We start from the raw sequence: 23,833 nt of genomic DNA, 5'->3' as shown, positions 1-23,833 counted from the left end.
CATGTCCTCGACTTCCGATGCTCCCGCCGCGCCATCCCGAGGGGATCGCGGCTTCTTCGGCCACCCCCGACCGCTAGGGTCGCTGTTCTTCACCGAGATGTGGGAGCGCTTCTCCTACTACGGCATCCGCCCCCTGCTGGTGCTGTTCATGGCCGCCGGTCTCGCCGAGGGTGGCCTCGGCTTCAGCCGCGAGGATGCCGCGGCCATCGTCGGCATCTACGCCGGCGCCATCTACCTCTCGGCCCTGCCCGGCGGCTGGCTGGCCGACAACTGGCTAGGCCAGCGACGCGCCGTCTGGTACGGCTCGATTCTGATCGCCCTGGGCCACCTGGCCATCGCCCTCTCGGCGCTATGGGGTGCCAGCGCCTTCTTCGTCGGCCTGCTGCTGATCGTGCTCGGCTCGGGGCTGTTCAAGACCTGCATCACCGTGATGGTCGGCAGCCTCTACGAGGAAGAGGATGCGCGCCGTGACGGCGGCTTTGCGATCTTCTACATGGGCATCAACCTGGGCGCCCTGCTGGCCCCGCTGATGACCGGCCTGCTGATCGAGAGCGGCGGCTGGCACTGGGGCTTCGGCATCGGCGGCCTGGGCATGCTGGCGGCTCTGCTGATCTTCCGCCTATGGGCGATCCCCGCCATGCGCCGTGCCGACGCCGAGCGCGGTCGAGAGGCCAGCTGGGACGCCCCGGCGGTCAAGCGCCGCGGCGTGGGCCTGGCGGTCTCGGGGCTGTCGATCCTCGGCGCCGCCCTGGTGGCGCTTGCAGCCGTCGGCGTGATTCGGCTCGACCCGGTGGCGATCGCCGAGGCCATGACCAGCGTGATCATCGTCTGCGCCCTGGGCTTCTTCGTCTATCTGATGGCCTTCGCCGGTCTCGACGCCCGGGAGCGCGCCCGGGTGGTGGTGGCCTTCCTGCTGATCGTCGCCTCGGCCTTCTTCTGGGCCTCCTTCGAACAACAGCCCACTTCCTATAACCTCTTCGCCAACGACTACACCGACCGCGCCCTGTTCGGCTGGGAGATCCCCACGGTGTGGTTTCAGTCGCTCAATGCCGTCTTCATCATTCTGCTCGGCCCGCTGTTCGGCTGGCTGTGGCCGGCCCTGGGCCGCCGAGGACTGGAGCCGGGCAGCGCCACCAAGTTCGTGATGGGACTGCTGTTCGCCGCCGCGGGTTTCGGCCTGATGATGCTCGCCGCCCGCCAGGTGCTGGTCGGCGACGGCCTGGTCTCGCCGCTGTGGATCACCGCCAGTCTGCTGCTGCTGACCCTCGGCGAGATGTGCCTGAGCCCGGTGGGCCTCTCCACCATGAGCACCCTGGCGCCCCAGCGCATCCGCGGCCAGCTGATGGGCCTGTGGTTCACCTCCCTGGCGCTGGGCAACCTGGTGGCCGGCCTGATCGGCGGCAACGTCAGCGCCGACAAGCTCACCGAGCTGCCGGCACTGTTCGGCCGCTCGGCCGTGGCACTGGTACTCTGTGCCCTGGTTCTGGCGCTGCTGACACCGCTGATCGGCCGCATGCTCAAGGGCGGCCAGCACACCACCGCCACATCCTCCTCCTCAACGACCTCTGGAGCCTGACATGAGCCAAGTCCTCTCGACGCCCGCGGACCGACTCGCCGCCCTGCGCACCGTCATGCGCGAGCACGCCATCGACGCCTGGTGGCTGCCCTCCTCCGATCCCCACAACTCCGAGTACCTTCCCGAGCACTGGGCCGGGCGCGCCTGGCTCTCCGGCTTCGACGGCTCGGTGGGCACCCTGGTGGTGACCCAGGACGCCGCCGGCGTGTGGGTCGACAGCCGTTACTTCGTGCAGGCCGAGGCTCAACTGGCAGGCTCCGGCATTGCCATGATGAAGCTCGTCCAGGGCCAGGCCACGGCGCCCATGGAGTGGCTGGCCGAACGCCTCCCGGCCGGCGCCACCGTCGGCTACGACGCCCAGGTCGTCGCCCTGGCCCACGCCACGCAGATGGAGGAGATTCTCGGCTCGGTCGGCATCGCCCGGCGCGGCGACCTGGACCTGCTCGACGCCATCTGGCCGGACCGTCCGGCGCTGCCCGCCCAGCCGCTCTACGCCCAGCCCGCCGCCTTCCGGGACGAGACTCGCCCCGAGCGCCTGGCTCGGGTGCGCGCGGCCATGGCCGAGCAGGGTGCCGACTGGCACCCGATCTCGACTCTGGACGACATCGCCTGGCTGACCCAGCTGCGCGGCGACGACGTCGCCTACAACCCGGTGTTCCTCGCCCATCTGCTGGTCGGCCGCGACACTGCCACCCTGTTCGTCGCCCCCGGCACCGTCGAGGCTGAGCTCGAGGCGGCGCTGGCCGCCGACGGCATCGACATCGCCCCCTACGACGACTGGCGCGCGCATCTCGCCGCCCTGCCCGCCGAGTCATGCGTGCTGCTCGACCCGGCCAGGCTGACCCTGGGCACCCGCCAGGCGCTGCCCGCCGAGATGGCGGTGGCCGAGGCCTTCCAGCCCAGCACCCTGGACAAGGGGTGCAAGACCGACCAGGAACTCGCCCATGTGCGTCGCACCATGGAGGCCGACGGGGCCGCCCTGTGCCGCTTCTTCGCCTGGCTGGAGCAGGCGCTTGCGCGCGGCGAGCGGGTCACCGAGCTGGATGTGGAGACGCGGCTGCGCGAGGAGCGCGCCCGGGACCCGCACTTCGTCAGCGAGAGCTTCAACACCATTGCCGCCTTCAACGCCAACGGCGCCCTGCCCCACTACCGGGCCACCCCCGAGGCCCACGCGGTGATCGAGGGCGACGGCCTGCTGCTGATCGACTCCGGCGGCCAGTACCACGGCGGCACCACCGACATCACTCGCATGGTGCCGGTAGGCGAGGTCTCGGCGGCCCAGCGCGAGGACTGCAGCCTGGTGCTCAAGGGCACCATCGCCCTCTCCCGGGCCCGGTTCCCGCAGGGCATCGCCGCGCCCCGTCTGGACGCCATCGCCCGGGCACCATTGTGGGCCACCGGCCGCGACTACGGCCACGGCACCGGCCACGGCGTGGGCTACTTCCTCAACGTCCATGAGGGGCCCCAGGTGATCAGCATCGGCGCGCCGGTCGCACCTCACACCGCCATGCGTGAGGGAATGATCACCTCCATCGAGCCCGGGGTGTATCGCCCGGGGCAGTGGGGGGTGCGCATCGAGAACCTGGTCGCCAACCGGCCGGCGGAGGCGAGCGACTTCGGTGACTTCCTGCGCTTCGAGACGCTGACCCTGTGTCCGATCGATACCCGTTGTCTCGACGTCGCGCTGCTCGACGCCGCCGAGGCCGCCTGGCTCGACGCCTACCATGCCGAGGTGTACGAACGGCTCGCCCCTCACCTCGAGGGCGACGCCCTGGCCTGGCTCGAGGCACGCACTCGGCCGCTCGCACGCGGCTGACCGAGCGTCGCTCACCCGCTGAGCGATGCCCGACACGACAAGGGGCGCCGGCATGCCGGCGCCCCTATTTCATTGGAGTCGTTGGAGTCGTTAAATCCTCGGTGACAGAGCGACTCGAAGGAAAGAAGCCGTGCTCTATATCCGTCGCTTCATCAACCAGTGGAACAGCAGCCCGCCCAGCAGCAGCGCAATGGCGAAGAGGTATATCCCCACCGAGATACCGCTGTTCCAGATAATGCTCCAGTCGCCGCCGGAGATCGACATGGCGCGGCGCAGGTTGTACTCCATCTGGCCGCCCAGCAGCAGCCCCAGCACCACCGGCACCGTGGGGATCTCCAGCTTGCGCAGCACATAACCCAGCACGCCGAAGGCCAGCATCATGTAGAGGTCGAAGGCGCTGTTGCCAAGCGAGTAGACGCCGACGAAGGCGACCATGACCACCATGGGCATCAGGAACCAGCCCGGCGCGCGCAGCACGCGGGCGAAGAGTCCCACCAGCGGGATATTGAGCGCCAGCAGCATCAGGTTGCCAATGAACAGCGCCGCGACCAGCCCCCACACCAGCTCGGGCTGGTTCTCGAACAGCAGCGGCCCCGGCGTGATGTTCATCGACAGCAGCAGCGCCAACAGGATGGCCGTGGTACCACTGCCGGGAATGCCCAGCGACAGCATGGGAATCAACGCACCACCGGCGGCGGCGTTGTTGCCCGCCTCAGGTGCCGCCACCCCGTGAGGGTCACCGTTGCCGAAGTCACCACGCGCGCCCTGCCAGCGACGCTCCAGGGTGTAGGAGAGGAAGCTGCCCAGCGCCGCCCCCGCCCCGGGGAGCACGCCGGCGATAAAGCCCAGCACGGAGCTACGCCCGATGCTGCCACGACAATGCCAGGCGGTGCGCACGCCCGGCAGGGCCGAGCCCAGGGTCATGGCGGGCTTGCGTCCCTGATGGCTGTCTTCCAGGAATACCAGGCACTCGGAGATGGCGAACAACCCCACCAACGCCACGATGAAGTCGATGCCGTCGTAGAGTTCATACCAGCCGAAGGTGTAGCGGGGCACACTGCTGACCGCATCGATCCCCACGGTGCCCAACAGCAGTCCCAGACAGGCCGCCAGGAAGCTCTTGGCCAGATGCCCCCCGGTCACTCCACCGATGGTGGCGAAGGCCAGCACAAACAGCGCGAAATACTCGGCCGGGCCGAAGCGAATGGCGAAGTCCACCAGCATCGGGGCAAACAGCACCAGTCCGATCGTCGACACCAGGGCGCCGACGAAGGAGGCGACACCGGTCAGCCCCAGTGCCTCGCCGCCACGGCCCTGCTGTGCCATGGGAAAGCCATCCAGGGTGGTCATCATCGCCGGCTCGTCGCCGGGAATATTGAGCAGGATGGAGCTGATGCGGCCGCCATACATGCAGCCGTAGTAGATGCTGACCAGCAGGATCAGCGCGGCGGTGGCCGAGAGGCTGAAGTTGAAGGTCAGCGGGATCATCAGCGCCACCCCGTTGACCGGTCCGAGGCCAGGCAGCGCTCCGATCAGGGTACCCAGGGCGCACCCCACCAGCGCCAGGAACAGGTGCTGGGGCTCTAGCGCCACGACGAAGCCCTGACCAAGAAAGGCGAGAAGTTCCATGAACGCGTTTACCAGTTCAGGCCAGGCATGTCGGGAAGCGGCATGCCGAGGGCGAATTCAAAGAGAAGATAGAGACCCACGGTCAGCAGCCCCCCAAACGGTAGGGCCTGGCGCCATGTTGCGCCGAACAGACGAATCATCAGGGTCACGGTCAGCAGAGCGGTAGGCAGAAAGCCCAGCGGCTGAATCAGCCCCGCGTAGATCATCAGCAGCACCAGTAGACCAAGCTGGCGGAACAGCGCTGACCTTTCAGGCCAGCGCTGGTTCACTCCCGGGTGGATGATCAGGTAGAGCGACAGCAGTCCCAGGGGCACACTGACCAGGCGCGGGAAGGCGCCCGGTCCTATCGCCTGCCCGAAGCCGCTGGTGAAATCATGCGACAGCCACCAGGCGACGGCAGCCACCACCAGCAGCAACCCACCGGCAATGCGGTCACCCAGCGCTCCTACCCCTTCTCTCACTCGATGACTCCAATCTCTCGAGAAATGGACTCGACCTGATCGATGGTCTCCAGCACGAAGCCGTTGAACTCATCGCCGCCACGCCACAGCGGCACCAGACCATTCTGCTCGGCGACCGTCTTCCACTCTTCGCTGTCGTAGAGAGACTTAAGGTCAGCGACCATGCCGGCATAGTCCTCATCGGAGACCTCGCCACCGGTATAGAAACCACGCCAGTTATAGCCGGTCACGTCATAACCCTGGGAAACGGCGGTCGGCAGATCATCGAAGGGGGCGGGCAGCGGCTCATCAGAAAGCACCGCCAACACGCGTACATCGCCTGACTCGATGAAGCCGGCAATCTCACCCAGGTCGGTAGACACCACGTCGACGTGGCCACCCATCATCTGGGTCACCGCGGGACCGCCGCCGTCGAACTGCACCCAGCGCAGGTTGCCAATCTGTTCATTGGGCATGCCCGCTTCCTTGGCCAGCATCAGGGCACGGATATGATCCCAGCCGCCCGCGCCACTGGAACCGCCCACCGCAAGGGCGCTCGGATCTTCGACCATGGTGGTTACCAGCTGCTCTAGACTCTCGAACTCGCTCTCATCGTCAACCAGAATGACGCCTACATCGGTGCCCAGCATGGCCAGCCAGCGCATGGTATCGGCACCGCCGGGGTACTTGCCCTGGGCGATCTGCGTCACCCCGACCGTACTGGTGGCGACGACCAGGTCACTATCATCGGCACGGCTGCTCGCTACCCTGGCGAAGGCCACCGCCCCCACGCCACCCGGCATGTTGGTGACCTGCACCGGGCTTTCCACCAGGTCCAGCTCCAGCAGCAGCTTGCCGACCGAACGGCAGGTAAAGTCCCAGCCACCACCCGGATCGGCCGGGGCGATGCATTCGCTGATCGGCAACGCCTGGGCCGGCGCGCTGATGGCGAGCCCGGCCCCTACCAGGGAGGCGGCGACGAGGCCGAGGCCCCCCTTCTTGACGGTACGCATTGGTGTGCTCCTCCTGCTTGTTGTTATGGCAGGCGCAATTGGCCTGCCTGCGGTTCTCCCGCCGGCACGGCGGCTGAGTACAGCGCTGAGTTAGATCACGCGACGCTCACGAAGCGTCGCTCGTTCATCATCCTCGATACCCAGCTCGGCCAGCAGCTCGTCGGTATGCTCGCCAAGCCGCGGCACCGGGTGGTAGAGGCTCGCAGGCGCTTCACGCAACTTGACCGGGAAGCCGGTAACGGGCACCCGGCCAGAGGCCTGGGTCAGCTCCAGGCGCATCTCCTGAGCCTGCACCTGAGGGTCATCAAAGGTCTCGCGCAGGTCATGCACCCGTCCACAGGGAACCCCCGCACGATTGAAGTGCTCGATCCACTCGTCGACACTCCGGGTCTTGATGACCGCATTGAGAATCTCGCGGAGCGGCTCGCGATGAGCCATCCTTTGACGATTGTCGGCGAAGCGCTCGTCATCGAGCAGATACAGCATGTCCAGTGCGCCGAGGAAACGCTCGACCATGGTGTCGTTGCTGGGCGCAATCGCCACCTCGCCATCACGGGCGGTAAATAGTCCGTAGGGATAGAGCATGGGGTGATCGTTGCCGGTTCGGGCCGGCACGCGGTCGGTGGCGAAGTACTCCGCCGCCAGATAGCCCATCATGGCGATCAGACCGTTGGTCAGGGCCGTCTCGACGATATCGCCCTGCCCAGTGGTAGCGCGACGCACCAGGGCCGCACAGATCCCGAAGGCGAGGTTCTGACTGGCCACCATATCGCTGATCGGCGGCGCCGCACGCATCGGCTCGCCGGTGGCGGTGCCATTGACGCCCATGAAGCCACTCATGGCCTGGGCGATGAAGTCGTAGGCCGGGCGGTCACGATAGGGCCCGCTGGAGCCGAAACCGTTGATGCGACCCACCACGAGCCGAGGATAACGCTGGCGCAGGGTGTCGTCGTCGAGCCCCATCTTGCTCAGCACTCCGGGGCGGAAGTTCTCCACCAGCACGTCGGCATCCTCGAGCAGCCTATGCAGGATCTGCTTGCCTTCGTCGCTGCGCAGATCGAGTGTAAGCGAGCGCTTGTTGCGATTGAACTGGGCGAAATACCAGCTTTCGCCATTGACCATATTGCCCTGCTGACGCACCACGTCGCCCTTGCCGGGCGGCTCGATCTTGATCACGTCGGCGCCGTGATCGCCGAGGATCTGGGTACAGAACGGCCCCGAGATCACTCGGGTCAGATCGATCACGCGGACGCCCGCAAGCGAGCCGGTTGAACGAGAGGAGGTAGGAATCATTTTCGCCATTATCCCTGTGCGGTAGGTACGGCACTGCAATCGCTCAGAGCCAGGCGCGGGCCGGCTTGCGAGACCTGGGCCGGCAGGCGCCGCCCCATCAGCTCGCTGGCACGGCCCGCCGCGGCGATCAGCCCCTCCAGGTCGAGGCCGGTCTCCAGGCCCATCTCCTCGAGCAGATAGGCCAGGTCCTCGGTGGCGATATTGCCCGAGGCCCCCGGCGCAAAGGGACAGCCGCCGAGGCCACCGATGGAGCTCTCGTAGCGGTCCACGCCGAGTGCCAGCCCCTGCATGACATTGGCCAGGCCGATGCCACGAGTATTGTGAAAGTGCAGTGTCAGCGGAAGGTTCGGGGCCGCTTCTCGCAACCGCGTAACACGCTCGGTGACCAACGGCGGCGTCGCCATGCCGGTAGTATCGCCGAGAGACAGGTGCGTTGCGCCCAGGTCGGCGAAGCGTCGTGCGATCTCGGTCACCGACTCGACCGGGACATTACCCGTAAAAGGGCAACCGAAGGCGGTAGCGATGGCGCCTCTGAGAGCCACGTTGCTTCCGTCGAGCAGGCGTGCCACCTGCTCGAACCCCTCGAGTGAGGCCGCCACGCTGCGGTTGACGTTCTTGGCGTTATGACGCTCGGAAGCGGAGACGAACAGCACCACCGAGTCGACGCCAGCTTCCAGTGCACGCTCGGCGCCACGCAGATTGGGGACCAGGGCCGAGAGATGGAGGCCAGCCACACCACGCAGCGCCTCGACCACCTCGGCGGCATCGGCCAACGCCGGCACAGCCCGCGGACTGACGAAGGAGCTGACCTCGAATTCGTGTACGCCGGCATCCACCAGAGCACGAGCCAATGACAGCTTCTGCTCGGTGCTCAATACCACCGGCTCATTCTGTAGACCATCGCGTAATCCCACCTCGGTAATGTGAATGTGCCGAGGTGGCGGGGCAAGAGCGGACATGGCAGACCTGCTGAATCAATGCAATCTTATATACGCTAATGAGAGTGCCAGGCCTTAACAATGCACCTTTCGTCCTATACCCATGGCAATAAACTTACATTTCTTTCATCCATTACCTATTGACAAGGTCATTACCTCTTGACACGGAAACCCCTATCCACCTGTCGCTAGGCTTTGCCTGAAGAGTCGACGAGCGAAGGTCAGACAAGGCCAAAAATCGGCGAAAAGACGAAGGTTACGGAGTGTAAATGAGCACTTCGAGTCGATTTTTAACGCCGTATAGCCGCGCGGCTCCGCGGCTCACTCCCCCTCGGCCAGCGCCGGCAGCAGCGTCTTGAGCTTGCGGGTGAGCGTGTTGCGGCCCCAGCCCAGCAGTTCGGCGGCCTCTCCCTTTCGCCCACCGGTATGCTTGAGCGCGGTCTCTATCAGGATACGCTCGAAGTCGGGGACGGCTTCCTCCAGAAGGTGCGTATGGCCGGCGGCCAGGGCATGGTCGGCCCAGTCGCGAAAGGCATCACGCCAGTCGTCGCCGGCACTGAGCCTCTCCTCGTTCGTCTGGCGCAGCTCCGGTGGCAGATCCTCGCAGAGAATTTCGCGCCCCGACGCCATCACCGTCAGCCAGCGGCAGGTATTCTCCAGCTGGCGCACGTTACCGGGCCAGGGCAGTCGCGCCAGATAGCGCTCCGCCTCGGGGGTCAGCACCTTGACGTCGGTTGCCATCTCCCTGGCCGCCTCGGCCAGGAAGTGGCGCGTCAATTGCGGGATATCCTCGCGACGCTCAGCCAGCCGCGGCAGATGCACACGAATCACATTGAGCCGATGAAACAGGTCCTCGCGGAAGTGCCCCTCCTCTACCAGCCGCTCCAGATCCTGATGCGTGGCGGCGATGATGCGCACATCCACTTTTACCGGAGTATGCCCGCCCACCCGATAGAACTCACCGTCGGCCAGCACGCGCAGCAGCCGAGTCTGAGCCTCGGCGGGCATATCGCCGATCTCGTCGAGAAACAGGCTGCCCCCGTCGGCCTGCTCGAAACGGCCCTGCCGGCTTGCGGTCGCCCCGGTAAAGGCTCCCTTCTCATGACCGAACAGCTCGGACTCAATCAGGTCGTGGGGAATCGCCGCCATGTTCAGTGCGACGAAGGGCTTGTCCGTGCGCGGACTATGCTGATGCAGTGCCCGGGCAACGCGCTCCTTGCCGGTGCCCGACTCACCATTGATCAGCACCGTGATGGGCGAGTGGGAGAGCCGCCCGATGGCGCGGAACACCTCCTGCATGGCCGGCGCCTCGCCGATGATCTCGGCATCCAACCCCTCCGGGACACTGATCGGCCTGCGGCGCTCGCGGGCATGGGCCACCGCACGGCGCACCAAGGCCAACGCCTCGTCGACATCGAAGGGCTTGGGTAGATACTCGAAGGCTCCGCCCTGATAGGAGGCCACGGCACTGTCCAGGTCTGAGTGGGCGGTCATCACGATCACCGGCAGTTCTGGATGCGTCTCGCGTACCCTGGCCATCAGGTCGAGACCATCGATACCCGGCATGCGGATATCGGTCATCAGCACGTCTGGAGGGTCGGCCAGCAGGCGCTCGATCGCCGAGTCGGCACGTTCATGACACTCCACCTCGAGGTCGGGTTGAGCCAGGGCGCGCTCCAGCACCCAGCGGATGGCACGGTCGTCATCGACAACCGTCACGCGTGCAACGTCAGTCATGGCGCGTCTCCAGAGGAATAAGCAGTCGGAATTCGGTATGGCCCGGCGCCGAGGCGCACTCGATCAGCCCCTGGTGCTGATGCAGGATGCCCTGGGCGATGGAGAGCCCCAGACCGCTGCCCCCGGCACGTCCCGACACCATGGGATAGAAGAGTGTCTCCTGCAGCGCCTCGGCGATGCCCGGTCCGTTATCGATGATCGCCACCTCGCACACCAGCCGATGCCGCTCGGCGCCCAGGGTGAACTGACGACGCGCCCGGGTGCGCAACCGCAGGCGTGGTTCGGGGGTGGCCGCCTCGTGCATCGCCTCCATGGCATTGCGCGCCACATTGAGTACCGCCTGAATCAGCTGCGCCTCGTCGGCGGAGAGATCCGGCAGACTGGGGTCGTAGTCACGCTCGATGCGCACCCCGGGATGCTCGGCAAGCACCAGGGTGCGGACCCGCTCCAGCACCTTGTGGATGTTGAGAGGCTCGTGCCGGGCCACCCGGTTGGGCCCCAGCATGGAGTCGACCAGATCGCGCAGGCGATCCACCTCCTCGATGATGATGCGCGTGAACTCATGATGCGCCGGGTTCTCCAGATCGCGCTCCAGCAGCTGAGCCGCGCCACGAATGCCCCCCAGCGGATTCTTGACCTCGTGGGCCAGCCCACGAGTCAACACCTTGACGGTTTCCTGGCGGGTCATCAGCGCCTCTTCCCGGGAGATACGAATCAGCCGATCGCGGGGCTCCACCTCCAGCAGCAGTTCGTCCTCGGCGAGGGGAGTGGCGGTAAAGTCCACGGTCAGTGGCTCGCCTCCCAACAGCACCAGGCGCGCCTCACGGCGAGTGAAGGGGTGGCAGGCGTCCAGCGCCTTGGTAAGCACCGCCTCCATCCCATCCTCCTGCTCCATCGACGAACAGAGCGTGCTCCCCCGAACCCGGCTGAGGCTCACAGAAAGCAGCGCCTCGGCGGCGGGATTCATCCATGTCACCCTGAGCTCGCCATCCAGCAGCAGCACGGCAGTGGAGAGGTGTTCCATCAGGCGTTGGTACATCGCAGCGGCCATATCGGTTCCGGGTCAGCTTGTGCAAGAGGGGCTTATGCAAGAGGGACATCTAGATGAAGCAAGAAGCGGGCCAGGCGCGAGCCCCTCTGGCCGCGCTTATGACGGGACGAGACGTGCCATATATGCACCAAATTAGTGCATCTTGTGGCGCCCTGCACCGCCCCCGGCGACAAGCGAGACAGCGGGGATGGAGATTGCGTGGATCGTGACAGCGGGACACACCGCCCCCCTCTCATCGGCAGGCGTTGATCAGGAGGGAGACAGTGTCATGACAGGAAGAGACAGGGACGCCCGAAAGGGTCGTCAGCCATTGGGTTGGCGATTCACGTTGGCGCGCAGCACATAGATCGTCACCGGTGAGGTGCGATGGCGAATCCCACCTTGGGCATCCAGCAGCTCGGCCTGCAGCACGTGCTCACCGGGGTTCATGTTGGGCACCATGAAGGCCGAGGTATGCATCGCCGACTGGCTGATCTGGCCATCCACCAGCAGCCTGACGCGATGATCCTCGCGCAGGTCGGGCGAGATCCCCAGATCCACGGCGACATTGCCCGCCACGCCTACCGGAAAGGCCTGCTCATGGGTCGGGGAGATGATACGGAAGCTGTCATAGGGCATGAAGGGCTGCCCCGGACGGGACGTCGCGGGCGCACTATCGCGGCGCGGCGCGACCTGGCCGGCGTCTGCACTCCCCCGCGCCGGGACCACCGTCACCGGGGCCAGCTCCACCTGTTCGCCGCCCACATCGGGATCGTCGGTGAATACTACATTCCCCTGGGCATCCGTGGTGCGATAGATGGTCTGGCCGTAGGCCGTCAGTGTTACGCCCAGTGCCAGCATAAGGGTCAGGACCGTTTTGCCCATGGAGTTCTCCGCCTTGCCAAAGAGTCGATCGCCGGCAACCCGCCGCCTACCGGTAATATAGGTCACATCATAAGCAGGCCCGATGCCCCAGCGCCAGCGGCAACTGGCCGAGCGGCGAGGCTTCGTCCTAGGATGGCTTATTCAAACGACAGTCCAAGGAGACCGATGGTGGACAACTGGCAAGCGGTGGTGGTGCTGACGTTGATGGCGGGCATGGCGATGCCGGTCGGCGCCTGGGCGGCCTGGAAGGAGCGTATCGATATCCCGTGGCTCGAGAGCGAGCTGCGCCATGGCATCATCGCCTTCGGTGGCGGGGCACTGCTCTCGGCAGTGGCCCTGGTATTGGTGCCCGATAGCCTGCCGGATCTCTCCCTGGGAAGCGCTGCCGCCTGGTTTCTGGCTGGCGGCATTGCCTTCATGGCACTGGATGTGATGCTGGCGCGCAGCGGCTCCTCGGCCAGCCAGCTTGCCGCCATGCTCGCCGACTTCGTGCCCGAGGCGCTGGCACTGGGGGCCGCATTCGCCTACGGCAGCAGCGGGGGCATGCTGCTGGCCGGCCTGATGGCGCTGCAGAATCTGCCGGAAGGCTTCAACGCCTATCATGAGCTTCGCCAGAGCACCGCCTATTCAGCACGCCGCCTGGTCGGGATGTTCTTCACCATGGCCTGGCTGGGACCACTCGCCGGCCTCGGTGGGTTCTGGTGGCTGGCCGACTACCCCTCGGTCGTCGCCGCCATCATGCTGTTTGCCGCCGGCGGCATCCTCTACTCGGTGTTCCAGGATCTGGCCCCCCAGGCCAGACTCGAGCGCCACTGGGGCCCTCCTCTCGGCGCGGTGCTCGGCTTCGCCCTCGGCATCATGGGCCATATGCTGATCCACTGAGCCCACGGTATTAAGACCACGGCATTGGACCCGTGATAACGCAAGCGGCACGCCCGAAGGCGCGCCGCTTGCGCAGGTCGAATCAGAGCCCGCGGGCTCTTATCAATGGCTACAATGCGTGGTCAACGGCTGCACTGCATAGCTAACAGCCGTCGTTAACAGCCGTCGTTAACAGCTATAGTACATGTCGAACTCGATCGGATGAGTCGCCATGCGCAGACGATCCACGTCCTCCCTCTTGAGCTCGATATAGGCATCGATCATGTCATCGGTGAACACACCGCCCTCGGTCAGGAAGGCGCGGTCATTTTCCAGCGCTTCCAGGGCCTGGTCGAGGCTATGGGCCACGGTCGGCACCTTCTTCCCCTCTTCCGGCGGCAGATCATAGAGGTTCTTGTCCATGGCATCGCCGGGGTGGATCTTGTTCTTGATGCCATCGATCCCGGCCATCAGCATCGCCGCGAAGCACAGGTAGGGGTTGGCGGTCGGGTCGGGGAAACGCAGCTCGACACGCTTGCCCTTGGGGCTGGCGGTGTAGGGGATACGGATGGAGGCCGAACGGTTGCGGGCGCTGTAGGCCAGCATGACCGGCGCCTCGAAGCCCGGCACCAGACGCTTGTAGGAGTTGGTGGACGCGTTGGTAAAGGCGTTCAGGGCACGCGCGTGCTTGATGATGCCGCCGATGTAGTAGAGCGCCATCTCGGAGAGACCGGCGTACTCGTCGCCCGCGAACTGGTTGACCCCCTCCTTCCAGAAGGACTGGTGCACATGCATGCCGCTGCCGTTGTCGCCCACCACCGGCTTGGGCATGAAGGTCGCGGTCTTGCCGTAGGCGTGAGCCACGTTGTGGATCACGTACTTCATCTCCTGGACCTCGTCGGCCTTCTTGACCAGGGTGTTGAACTTGACCCCGATCTCGTTCTGACCGGCATTGGCCACCTCGTGGTGGTGCACCTCGACGCTCTGGCCGATCGCCTCCAGGGTGTTACACATGGCACCGCGAATATCGTGGAAGCTGTCCACCGGCGGCACCGGGAAGTAGCCACCCTTGACCCGCGGCCGGTGGGCCAGGTTGCCCCCCTCGACCTGACGATCGGTAGCCCAGGCACCCTCCTCGGAGGTGATCCTGTACATGGCACCTTCGGGATCGGCCTTCCAGTGCACCTCATCGAAGATAAAGAACTCGGGCTCCGGACCGAAGAAGGCGGTGTCGCCCATGCCAGTGGACTGCAGATAGGCCTCGGCGCGCTTGGCGATGGAGCGCGGGTCGCGGTCATAGCCCTGCATGGTGGCCGGCTCGATGACATCACAGCGCAGCACCAGGGTGGCGTCTTCGGTGAAGGGGTCCAGGAAGGCAGTACCATCCTCGGGCCGCAGAATCATGTCGGACTCATTGATCCCCTTCCAGCCAGACATGGAGGAGCCATCGAACATCTGGCCGTTCTCGAAGAACTCCTCATCGACATCTCGCGCCGGAATGGTGACGTGCTGCTCCTTGCCGATGGTATCGGTGAAGCGCAGGTCGACCCACTTGACGTCATGTTCTTCGATCAGGGCGAGCGTCTTGGTAGACATGGTGTCCTCCGGTTGAGCATGGCTCGATGATGGTGGGATTCAGGCATCAGGATGCAGGAGTCCCGAAGATTCGTTGTAGCACGCCGCAGGCACACTGCCCACGATGACCCGATACTACTGGCTAGTGATGATAACACTGCAGGCAGCGTGCCAACCCGGCGCAATGCCGCATTATTTTTTTCAATATATTGAAATCTATAGGGCTATTCCCGAGGCCAGTCAGTGCCAACGGGAACGAGGCCGCGCACCGACGGCAGAACTCAACGGTCAATGCACCAAAATGAAGCACAGATAAGGAGGTACGCACCACCAGGCAGCACCAATAGCATTTGATACGTTAATTAACTCCGGGCTACACTTCATTACATCTTGATCGCCGGCCGCGACTCCAGGCCGTCGCCCAGAGCCCTCTCTTCTGGCCTCGGAGTTCATCATGGCCTTACCATCCGGCACTCTACTCATCGATGCGCGCAATGCCGGTGCCAGGCTGCCCAGAGAGCTGTCATTGGTAACACCTCTTATCGTCGACCGGGACATCGAGCTGATCGTGATCGACGATACCCAGGACGTCAGGGTCACCCGTATCGCCCGCCGCTACAAGGCACGCCATGTACGGCTTTGTGTCCTTCCCTTGGGGGAACGGCTCAATACCACCATCGCTGGTACCCGTGGTTCGGTACTGGTGTTTCCTCTCCTTGGCTGTATCGGCTCGACTCGCACCCTGCTGCAGCTGGTGCGACGCATCGGTGCCGGCGAGGTTGACGCCGTGACCCTGTCTGGCAGTCCGCCGGGGCTGCTCGCCCGGCTGCTGAAGCGTCATAAGCCTGCTCCCGTCGTCGGTATCTGCATGTCTCGTCAATGGTACGAACGCCTCGGCGGCTGCGACCCCCAGCTAGACCATGACGCCCTCGACGACCTGGTGGAGCGCCTGCGCCACTGTGGGGCGCGCCTGGAGTGCATCACCCCGGTCCACCAGGCTGGCTAAATCTTCTCTACTAGCAGGACGCACAAGATCCCATCGCCAAACTTGCTACTCCTGGGCACCTCTAATCTGTACAATACGCGTCCCCCATCCCTGCCCCGCGCCTAGGGTACTTACCAGAACGTGTACATAGGTGCGTACATTTTAGCGAGTCACACCTTATGAGCACGACCGTAAGTCATTCTGATGTAAGCAATCTTCGCAATATCGCCATTATTGCTCACGTCGACCACGGCAAGACCACCCTGGTCGACAAGCTCCTTAGCCAGTCCGGCACCCTGGATCGCAAGGCCGAAGGCCAGGAGCGCGTCATGGACTCCAATGACCAGGAGAGGGAGCGCGGCATCACCATCCTGGCCAAGAACACCGCGATCCGCTGGCAAGCGCCGGCCGGCCAGGACTACCACATCAACATCGTCGACACCCCCGGACACGCCGACTTCGGCGGCGAGGTCGAGCGTGTCATGTCGATGGTCGACTCGGTGCTGCTGCTGGTCGACGCGGTCGATGGTCCCATGCCCCAGACCCGCTTCGTGACCCAGAAGGCCTTCGACCAGGGGCTGAAGCCGATCGTGGTGGTCAACAAGATCGACCGCCCCGGCGCCCGACCCGACTGGGTGATCGACCAGATCTTCGACCTGTTCGACAACCTCGGCGCCTCCGATGAGCAGCTCGACTTCCCGATCATCTACTGCTCGGCACTCAACGGCATCGCCGGTCCCGAACCCGACCAGCTGGCCGAGGACATGACGCCCATGTTCCAGGCCATCGTTGATATCGTCGAGCCGCCCAAGGTGGAGCTCGACGGTCCCTTCCAGATGCAGGTCTCGGCGCTGGACTACAACAGCTATGTTGGCGTCATCGGCCTGGGCCGCATCACCCGCGGCTCCGTCAAGCCCAATCAGCAGGTCACCGTCATCACCAAGGAGGGCGAGTCGCGCAAGGGCAAGATCGGCCAGGTAATGACCCACCTGGGCCTGGAGCGCGTGCAGACCGACGAGGCCACCGCCGGCGACATCGTCTGCATCACCGGTATCGACAACCTGGCGATCTCCGACACCCTGTGTGACCCGGCCGCCGCCGAGGCGCTGCCGCCGCTCTCGGTGGACGAGCCCACCGTCTCCATGACCTTCCAGGTCAACGATTCGCCGTTCGCCGGCAAGGACGGCAAGTTCGTCACCAGCCGCAACATCAAGGATCGCCTCGAGCAGGAGCTGATCCACAACGTGGCACTGCGTGTCGAGCAGGGCGATACCCCGGAGAAGTTCAAGGTATCCGGTCGCGGCGAGCTGCACCTCTCGGTGCTGATCGAGACCATGCGCCGCGAGGGCTTCGAGCTCGCCGTAGGCCGCCCCGAGGTGATCATTCGCGAGATAGACGGCCAGATGCAGGAGCCGTACGAGGAAGTGATCATCGACTGCGAGGAGCAGCACCAGGGTGCCATCATGGAGGAGCTCGGCTATCGCAAGGGTGAGCTCAGCAACATGAACCCCGACGGCAAGGGTCGTGTGCGCCTGGACTTCATCATCCCGGCACGTGGTCTGATCGGCTTCCGCGGCCAGTTCATGACCCTGACCTCGGGCACCGGCATCCTGACCAGCCGCTTCGACCACTATGGCCCGCTCAAGCCCGACGCTGCCATCGAGCGTCGCAACGGCGTGCTGGTCTCCATGGTCCCGGGCAAGGCGCTGGCCTACGCCCTCTATGCGCTGCAGGAGCGTGGCAAGCTGATCATCGACCACGGCACCGAGGTGTACGAGGGCATGCTGATCGGCATCAACAACCGCGCCAACGACATGGTGGTCAACCCCACCAAGGGCAAGAAGCTCGACAACATGCGCGCCTCGGGCAACGACGAGAACATCGTGCTGACCCCGCCGGTAAGGTTCTCTCTGGAACAAGCCATCGAGTTCCTCGATGACGACGAACTGGTTGAGATCACCCCCAACCATATTCGTCTGCGCAAGAAGCACCTGACCGAGAACGAGCGCAAGCGCGCCGCCAAGAAGTAAGCGCTGCCGTATCGCTCTGCCAAGCCCGCCACCCAGCGGGCTTTTTCATGGCCGCTCGTCGGCCGTGCCTTTCCCTGGGCTGCTGCAACCTTCTATGCTGGAGTCATCCATGACGGGCGCGACTTGCCGCGCCGACAGCCACTCGAGCAGGAGACCCAGCATGCACAAGCACGTGGAGTGGGACGACCCCGGCGCCGACAGCGTGATGCGCCACTTCCAGCAGGACAACAGCGGCCACTCCGAACCGGGGCCCGGCGATATCCTCTCGGCGCGCCACGAAGGCGCCGTGGTGCGAGTGAAGGTCGAGGCCTACGTGGATGGCACCAGCATCGGCGATGTGGCGGCGATCATCGCCGTGGACAACGGCCGCCGCCTCAAGTCCCACGGCAAGCTTGCCCTGGGCGACACCGTGCGCCTCCCCGACGCCTGCCGCGCCCTGGAACCGACCCTGGGTGACCCCGACGATAGAGACCAGGATGACTAGTCGATACCCTTAACTTCCAGAACGTTAACGAGACGTAAACGGAGCACACTGGTTACCGACCGGGTTTTGTCGCACAGTGGCCACACGGCCACCGGCCAACAGACTCAGTCTCGGAGCCACGATGAGCACCCATAACGTCTGGACCCACAAGGGTACCTTCCTGCTGGCAGCGATCGGCTCGGCGGTCGGCCTCGGCAATCTGTGGCGCTTCCCCTATCTGGCCGGCGAGAACGGCGGCGGAGCCTTCTTCCTGGTCTACGCCCTCTGCATCTTCGCCGTGGGCATTCCGATTCTGATCGCCGAGACCATGCTGGGCCGCAACAGTCGACGCAGCCCGATCATGGGCATGCGTTTCCTTACCCGCACCCACAAGACCTCGCGGAGCTGGGAAGCCATCGGCTGGCTAGGCGGCATCTCGGCCTTCCTGATTCTCAGCTTCTACTCGGTGATCGCCGGTTGGGCCATCCACTACACCTGGCAGATGCTGACCGGCTCCCTGATCGGGGCCGATATCGAGGGCATCGCCACCGGCTTCGATGCCCTGCTCGCCTCCCCCGCGCTGCTCACGCTCTATCACACCCTGTTTATCGCCGCCTCGGGGTTGATCGTCGGCCTCGGGGTCCACCAGGGCATCGAACGCGGTTTGCGGGTGATCATGCCGGCGCTATTCGTGATCCTGCTGGTGGTGCTCGCCTACGGCGTGACCCACGGCGACTTTCCCACCGCGGTCGACTTCCTGTTCACCTTCAACATCGCCGACCTCAGCCTGGAGGGCTGGCTGGAGGCCATGGGCCAATCATTCTTCACCCTGAGCCTCGGCATGGGCGCCATCATGGCCTACGGCGCCTATATGTCCGGCGAGGTTTCGCTGACCCGCACCGCGATCATCGTTGCCATCGTCGATACCGCCGTGGCCGTGGTCGCCGGCCTGGCGATCTTCTCGCTGGTCTTCGGCGCCGGGCTCGATGCCGGACAGGGCCCCGGGCTGATGTTCGTCACCCTGCCGCTGGCCTTCGCCGAGATGCCCGCCGGTGCACTGATCGGCGGCATCTTCTTCATTCTCGTGCTGGGGGCCGCGCTCAGCTCCTCCATCTCGCTGATCGAGCCGGTGGCCGCCTACCTGGTCGAGCGCTTCGACCTCACTCGTCCCCAGGCGGTGCTCGCCATGGTGCTGACCACCTGGGCACTGGGTCTGCTCACCGTGATCAGCTTCAACCTCTGGGCCGAGGAGAGCGTGTTTCACGGCCTGTTCGGCTACCGCCCCTTCGACCTCTTCGAACTGCTCAGCAATATCTTCATGCCACTGGGCGGCATGCTGATCGCCCTATTCGCCGGCTGGGCACTGACTCAGTCCGAGGTGGTGAAGGAGATGGGCACCAACGGTCTCTGGTTCAGTACCTGGCGCTTCCTGGTGCGCTTCATCGCTCCGGCGGCGGTCGCCTTCGTCTTCCTTCACGCCATTCCCCAGGTCGGGGGCTACCTGATCCCGGCCATCGGCGCTGTGGTGATCGTCGGTGTCGTCGCCGCCAGCCGCATCTTCCTGATGGAGGACGACCAGGTGCATTGATCCCTGCGCCGTTCATCGGCGGGGCAGATACACGACATGCCACCCTCAGCAGAGTCGGCAGCTGGACAAAGTCAATAGTAACAATACGCAGATACGACAAGTCGATAACAAACAGAGTCAACAACCACGAGATATACCGCATGGTACCCATGATCGACGTGCAACACGTCAACAAGGCCTTCGGCGGCCTCAAGGTGATCAACGACTGCTCGCTCTCGGTAGCAGCGGGGTCGATCACCGGGCTGATCGGCCCCAACGGCGCCGGCAAGTCGACCCTGTTCAATATCATCGCCGGAGCCCTGCCGCTGGACAGCGGCAAGGTGCTTCTGAATGGCGAAGAGATCACCAATCGTCCCGCCAACGAGCTGTTCCACAAGGGACTCCTGCGCACCTTCCAGATCGCCCACGAGTTCTCCCAGATGACCGCGCTGGAGAACCTGATGATGGTGCCCCCGGCCCAGGCCGGCGAGAGCCTGTTCAACACCTGGCTCAAGCCCGGCCTGGTGCGCTCCCAGGAGGCCGAGGTGCGCCGCCGCGCACTGGAAGTGATCGACTTCATCGGCCTGCATCACGTGCGCAACGAGCTGGCCGGCAACCTCTCCGGAGGACAGAAGAAGCTGATCGAGCTTGGTCGCACCATGATGACCGACGCCCGGGTGGTGCTGCTCGACGAGATCGCCGCCGGAGTCAACCGCACCCTGCTCGGTGATCTGGTCGAGAACATCGAGCGGCTCAACCGCGAGATGGGCTACACCTTCCTGGTCATCGAGCACGATATGGACATGATCGCCCGGCTCTGTGACCCGGTGATCGTGCTCGCCCAGGGCAGCGTGATGGTCGAGGGCTCCATCGAGGAGATCCAGAACAACCCCGAGGTCATCGAGGCCTACTTTGGAGCGTCCCAAGATGCCACTACTTGAAGCGCGTGACGTCTATGGCGGCTACGGCGGCATGAACATCCTCAACGGGGTGAACATGACCCTCGAGGCCGACGAGATCGGCGTCATCGTCGGCCCCAACGGCGCCGGCAAGTCCACCATGCTCAAGGCCATCTTCGGCCAGCTTGTCGTCACCCAGGGCGAGATCCTGCTGCGCGGCGAGCCCATCCACAACCTGCCGCCCCATCGCCTGGTACAGCAGGGCATGGGCTTCGTGCCCCAGGAGCACAATGTATTTCCGAGCCTGACGGTGAAGGAGAACCTGCAGATGGGGGCCTTCCTCAAGCCGGGCAACGTCAAGCGCATGCTCAAGCAGATCTACGACTTCTTCCCGCCCCTATACGACAAGCGACACCAGCCGGCCGGCGAACTCTCCGGCGGCCAGCGGCAGATGGTCGCCATGGGCCGTGCACTGATGGCCGAGCCCAGCGTGCTGCTGCTCGACGAGCCCACCGCCGGCCTCTCGCCGCTTTACATGAACGAGATCTTCGCCCAGGTGAAGCAGGTCAATGCCGCCGGCGTCGGCATTTTGATGGTCGAACAGAACGCCAAGCAGGCCCTGGCCATCGCCGACAAGGGCTTCGTGCTGGCCGCCGGCCAGAACCGCTTCACCGATACCGGCGCCGCCCTGCTGGCGGATCCGGAAGTGGCCAGGAGCTTCCTGGGCGGCTGAGCGGCCCGGGAGGACAAGGAGAATCAGCCTCGTGAATGAACTCGTCTTCTTTATCAACAACGTGATCGTCGCCGGCAGCGTGACCGGCTCGATCTACGCCATCGGCGCGGTGGGGGTGACCCTGGTCTTCAGCATCATGCGCTTCGCCCACTTCGCCCATGCCGACATGATGACCTTCGGCGCCTTCATGGTGCTGCTGCTGACCATGGCCTTTCCCCAGGCCGGCGCCGCCGTCGGGCTACCCACCGCCGTGGTGATGCTGCCGCTGGCCATGCTGCTGACCGCTCTGCTGGCCGTAAGCATCGACCGGGTGTTCTACAAGCCGCTGCGCGCCCACGGCGTGAAGCCCATCGTCATGGTCATCGCCTCGCTGGGGGTGACCCTGATGCTGCAGGGGCTGATCCGGGTCTTCGCCGGTACCAGCGGCGAGAGCCTCTATGTCGACGACCGCAAGGAGATCTTCCGCCTCGCCCTGCCCTTCGAGGGCGCCCGAGCGCCGATCGTGGTCACCGAGCCGCAGCTCATCCTGTTCGTGCTGACCGTGATCTGCGTGGTGGGGCTGCACCTGTTCCTGTCGCGCTCGCGGCTGGGCAAGGCGATGCGGGCGATGTCCGACAACCCCGATCTGGCCCGCGCCTCGGGCATCAACACCAACCTGATCGTGGCGGTGACCTGGGTGATCGTCGGGGGGCTGGCGGCCATCGCCGGCACCCTGCTATCACTGGACGTCACCTTCAAGCCTGACCTCAGCTTCTTCCTGCTGCTGCCGATCTTCGCCGCGGCCATCGTCGGCGGCGTCGGTCACCCCTACGGCGCCATCGCCGGCGGCTTCCTGGTGGGATTCGCCGAGACCCTGGCGGTCTTCAACTGGGGCGTGCTGCTGCGGCCCTTCCGCGACAGCCTGCCGGAGTGGCTCTCAGCTGCCGGCAACCTGGCCTTCGTCGGCTCCGAGTACAAGATCGTGGTGCCCTTCTTCATCCTCGTCGCCATCCTGGTATGGCGCCCCACCGGCATCTTCAAGGGTAAGGTGATCTGATGAGCACACAGCAAACACAACGAGAGGATCTGGTCGCCGCGCCGTCGCGCTTCCCCCTGCGCGAGGTGATACTCTTCGCCATCCTGATGGCCGCCATCCTCGGGGTGTTTACCACCATGGGCGCCGCCTACAGCACCCGCATGCTGGTGGAGGCCGCCTGTTACGCCATCCTGGCCCTGGGCCTGACCATTCAGTGGGGCTACGCCGGCCAGTTCAATGCCGGCGTGATGGGTTTCGTGGCGCTCGGCGGCTACTGCGCCATGGCCTTCAGCATGCCGGTCAATGGCGAGTTCTGGGCAAGCCCCCTCGCCGGCGAGCTGGGCATGGTGGCCCTGATGGCCCTGGGAGGCCTGCTGGTGGTGGTCGGCGCCAGTCGCCTGCATCACCTGGGCGTCCCCAAGCGCCTGCGCACCGCTCTGGCGGTGGTCCTGGCGCTCCTCTTTTACATGCTGGTCTCGGCCCGCCTCGGCGTGGTCACCGAGCAGATCGAGTCGCAGTACGACTATATCGGCGGCCTGGGACTGCCCCCCTGGCTGGGCTGGATCGTCGGCGGTGTGGTAGCCGGAGTGGTGGGCTACTTCATCGGCAAGGTCTGCCTGGGGCTACGCAGTGACTACCTGGCCATCGCCACCCTGGGCATCGCCGAGATCATCAAGGCGGTGCTCAAGAATGCCGACTGGCTGACCCGTGGCACCGCCACCGTCTCACCGCTGCCCTGGCCGGTGCCGGGCCCCGCCGAGGTTGGCTTCACCCTGGCACGGGCACTCTACTTCTCGGTGACCGCGGTGATGATCGTGGCGATCTTCTATCTGCTCACCCGCGCCTATCACGCCCCCTGGGGACGCATGATCCGCGCCATTCGCGACAACGAGATCTCCGCCGCGGCCATGGGCAAGGATATCAACCACCGCCGCCTGGAGATCTTCGTGCTGGGCTGCATCCTGATGGGGGTCGGTGGCGCCGCGCTGGGCAGTTTCAACGGTCTCTTCGACCCTCAGGGCTACCTGCCCCTCAACCACACCTTCCTGGTGCTGGTGATGGTGATCCTCGGCGGTCCGGGCAACAACCTCGGCACCATCTTCGGCGCCTTCGCGGTCTATATCATCTGGGTGATGTCGGAGCCCCTGGCGCTGGCGGTGCTCGAACTGGCAGTCACCCTGGGCGAAAGCAGCTTCGGCTGGGAGGCCACTACCAACCTCGACAGCCGCGCCCTGCAGGCCCGCGTGTTCGTGATCGGCCTGCTGATCTCCCTGGTGCTGCGCTTCGCGCCCAAGGGACTGCTGCCCGAGAAGGTCAAGCATCATGGCTGATGGCCATAAGCTGTAAG

20 protein-coding genes are annotated in these 23,833 nt (G+C 65.0%); 11 read left to right on the top strand and 9 right to left on the bottom strand.

Annotated features, from left to right (window positions below; all coding sequences use genetic code 11):
* Position 1: 1 nt before the first annotated feature.
* Positions 2-1,576 carry a peptide MFS transporter gene (locus GRB80_RS06620; protein WP_132041594.1) on the top strand — a complete coding sequence of 525 codons (1,575 nt, stop codon included), beginning with the start codon at positions 2-4 and terminating at the stop codon, positions 1,574-1,576.
* A 1-nt stretch (position 1,577) separates the two neighbouring features.
* Positions 1,578-3,392 (top strand): aminopeptidase P family protein, encoded by a 1,815-nt coding sequence (locus GRB80_RS06615; RefSeq protein WP_161422978.1) that lies wholly within the window; start codon positions 1,578-1,580, stop codon positions 3,390-3,392.
* Positions 3,393-3,527: 135 nt separating this feature from the next.
* On the opposite strand, the gene GRB80_RS06610 is transcribed toward GRB80_RS06615, so the two are convergent.
* The 8 genes from GRB80_RS06610 to GRB80_RS06575 form a co-directional block, all read right to left on the bottom strand.
* Positions 3,528-5,021 carry a tripartite tricarboxylate transporter permease gene (locus GRB80_RS06610; protein ID WP_161422977.1) on the bottom strand — a complete coding sequence of 498 codons (1,494 nt, stop codon included), beginning with the start codon at positions 5,019-5,021 and terminating at the stop codon, positions 3,528-3,530.
* 8 nt (positions 5,022-5,029) lie between these two features.
* Complete coding sequence (locus GRB80_RS06605) at positions 5,030-5,482, bottom strand: tripartite tricarboxylate transporter TctB family protein (RefSeq protein ID WP_161422976.1); 453 nt, start codon at positions 5,480-5,482, stop codon at positions 5,030-5,032.
* Positions 5,479-6,474, bottom strand: a complete 996-nt coding sequence (locus GRB80_RS06600; protein ID WP_132041598.1) for a Bug family tripartite tricarboxylate transporter substrate binding protein — start codon at positions 6,472-6,474, stop codon at positions 5,479-5,481. Before GRB80_RS06600 ends, GRB80_RS06605 begins: the two co-directional genes overlap by 4 nt.
* A 90-nt stretch (positions 6,475-6,564) precedes the next feature.
* Positions 6,565-7,767, bottom strand: coding sequence for a CaiB/BaiF CoA transferase family protein (locus GRB80_RS06595; protein WP_161422975.1), 1,203 nt, complete (start codon positions 7,765-7,767; stop codon positions 6,565-6,567).
* A gap of 8 nt (positions 7,768-7,775) precedes the next feature.
* The gene (locus GRB80_RS06590) at positions 7,776-8,726 is read right to left on the bottom strand and encodes a hydroxymethylglutaryl-CoA lyase (RefSeq protein ID WP_161422974.1); all 951 of its coding nucleotides are present in this window, start codon (positions 8,724-8,726) and stop codon (positions 7,776-7,778) included.
* Positions 8,727-9,026: 300 nt separating this feature from the next.
* Positions 9,027-10,442, bottom strand: a complete 1,416-nt coding sequence (gene ntrC / locus GRB80_RS06585; protein ID WP_132041601.1) for a nitrogen regulation protein NR(I) — start codon at positions 10,440-10,442, stop codon at positions 9,027-9,029.
* A complete protein-coding gene (gene glnL, locus GRB80_RS06580; protein ID WP_161424255.1) occupies positions 10,435-11,481 on the bottom strand; it encodes a nitrogen regulation protein NR(II) in 1,047 nt (348 codons plus the stop codon). Before glnL ends, ntrC begins: the two co-directional genes overlap by 8 nt.
* A gap of 315 nt (positions 11,482-11,796) precedes the next feature.
* Positions 11,797-12,357: a DUF4124 domain-containing protein gene (locus GRB80_RS06575; protein ID WP_132041602.1), complete on the bottom strand. Its 561-nt coding sequence runs from the start codon at positions 12,355-12,357 to the stop codon at positions 11,797-11,799.
* 168 nt (positions 12,358-12,525) lie between these two features.
* On the opposite strand from GRB80_RS06575, the gene GRB80_RS06570 reads away from it, so the two are divergent.
* Positions 12,526-13,239, top strand: a complete 714-nt coding sequence (locus tag GRB80_RS06570) for a ZIP family metal transporter (RefSeq protein WP_161422973.1) — start codon at positions 12,526-12,528, stop codon at positions 13,237-13,239.
* A gap of 168 nt (positions 13,240-13,407) precedes the next feature.
* Here the strand turns inward: GRB80_RS06570 and glnA are convergent, their stop codons facing one another.
* Complete coding sequence (gene glnA / locus GRB80_RS06565; protein WP_132041604.1) at positions 13,408-14,814, bottom strand: glutamate--ammonia ligase; 1,407 nt, start codon at positions 14,812-14,814, stop codon at positions 13,408-13,410.
* A gap of 433 nt (positions 14,815-15,247) precedes the next feature.
* On the opposite strand from glnA, the gene GRB80_RS06560 reads away from it, so the two are divergent.
* From GRB80_RS06560 to GRB80_RS06525, 8 genes are all read left to right on the top strand, one after another.
* Positions 15,248-15,799 carry a glycosyltransferase family A protein gene (locus GRB80_RS06560; RefSeq protein ID WP_132041605.1) on the top strand — a complete coding sequence of 184 codons (552 nt, stop codon included), beginning with the start codon at positions 15,248-15,250 and terminating at the stop codon, positions 15,797-15,799.
* 158 nt (positions 15,800-15,957) lie between these two features.
* Entirely contained in the window at positions 15,958-17,808 is a 1,851-nt protein-coding gene (gene typA, locus GRB80_RS06555; RefSeq protein ID WP_161422972.1) for a translational GTPase TypA, read from the top strand.
* Between the two features lie 160 nt (positions 17,809-17,968).
* The gene (locus GRB80_RS06550) at positions 17,969-18,292 is read left to right on the top strand and encodes a hypothetical protein (protein ID WP_161422971.1); all 324 of its coding nucleotides are present in this window, start codon (positions 17,969-17,971) and stop codon (positions 18,290-18,292) included.
* A 121-nt stretch (positions 18,293-18,413) separates the two neighbouring features.
* A complete protein-coding gene (locus tag GRB80_RS06545) occupies positions 18,414-19,859 on the top strand; it encodes a sodium-dependent transporter (RefSeq protein ID WP_161422970.1) in 1,446 nt (481 codons plus the stop codon).
* Positions 19,860-19,999: 140 nt separating this feature from the next.
* Complete coding sequence (locus tag GRB80_RS06540; protein ID WP_161422969.1) at positions 20,000-20,779, top strand: ABC transporter ATP-binding protein; 780 nt, start codon at positions 20,000-20,002, stop codon at positions 20,777-20,779.
* Positions 20,766-21,470 (top strand): ABC transporter ATP-binding protein, encoded by a 705-nt coding sequence (locus GRB80_RS06535; protein ID WP_161422968.1) that lies wholly within the window; start codon positions 20,766-20,768, stop codon positions 21,468-21,470. The genes GRB80_RS06540 and GRB80_RS06535 overlap by 14 nt, the downstream gene beginning before the upstream one ends.
* A 31-nt stretch (positions 21,471-21,501) precedes the next feature.
* Positions 21,502-22,506 (top strand): branched-chain amino acid ABC transporter permease, encoded by a 1,005-nt coding sequence (locus tag GRB80_RS06530; RefSeq protein ID WP_161422967.1) that lies wholly within the window; start codon positions 21,502-21,504, stop codon positions 22,504-22,506.
* Entirely contained in the window at positions 22,506-23,816 is a 1,311-nt protein-coding gene (locus GRB80_RS06525; protein ID WP_161422966.1) for a branched-chain amino acid ABC transporter permease, read from the top strand. Before GRB80_RS06530 ends, GRB80_RS06525 begins: the two co-directional genes overlap by 1 nt.
* Positions 23,817-23,833: the final 17 nt, after the last annotated feature.

This window comes from Halomonas icarae (assembly GCF_009901955.1).
GTDB classification, from domain to species: domain Bacteria; phylum Pseudomonadota; class Gammaproteobacteria; order Pseudomonadales; family Halomonadaceae; genus Halomonas; species Halomonas icarae.
Note: the sequence above shows the minus strand (reverse complement) of the source record. Positions and strands in the feature narration are given on the sequence as shown.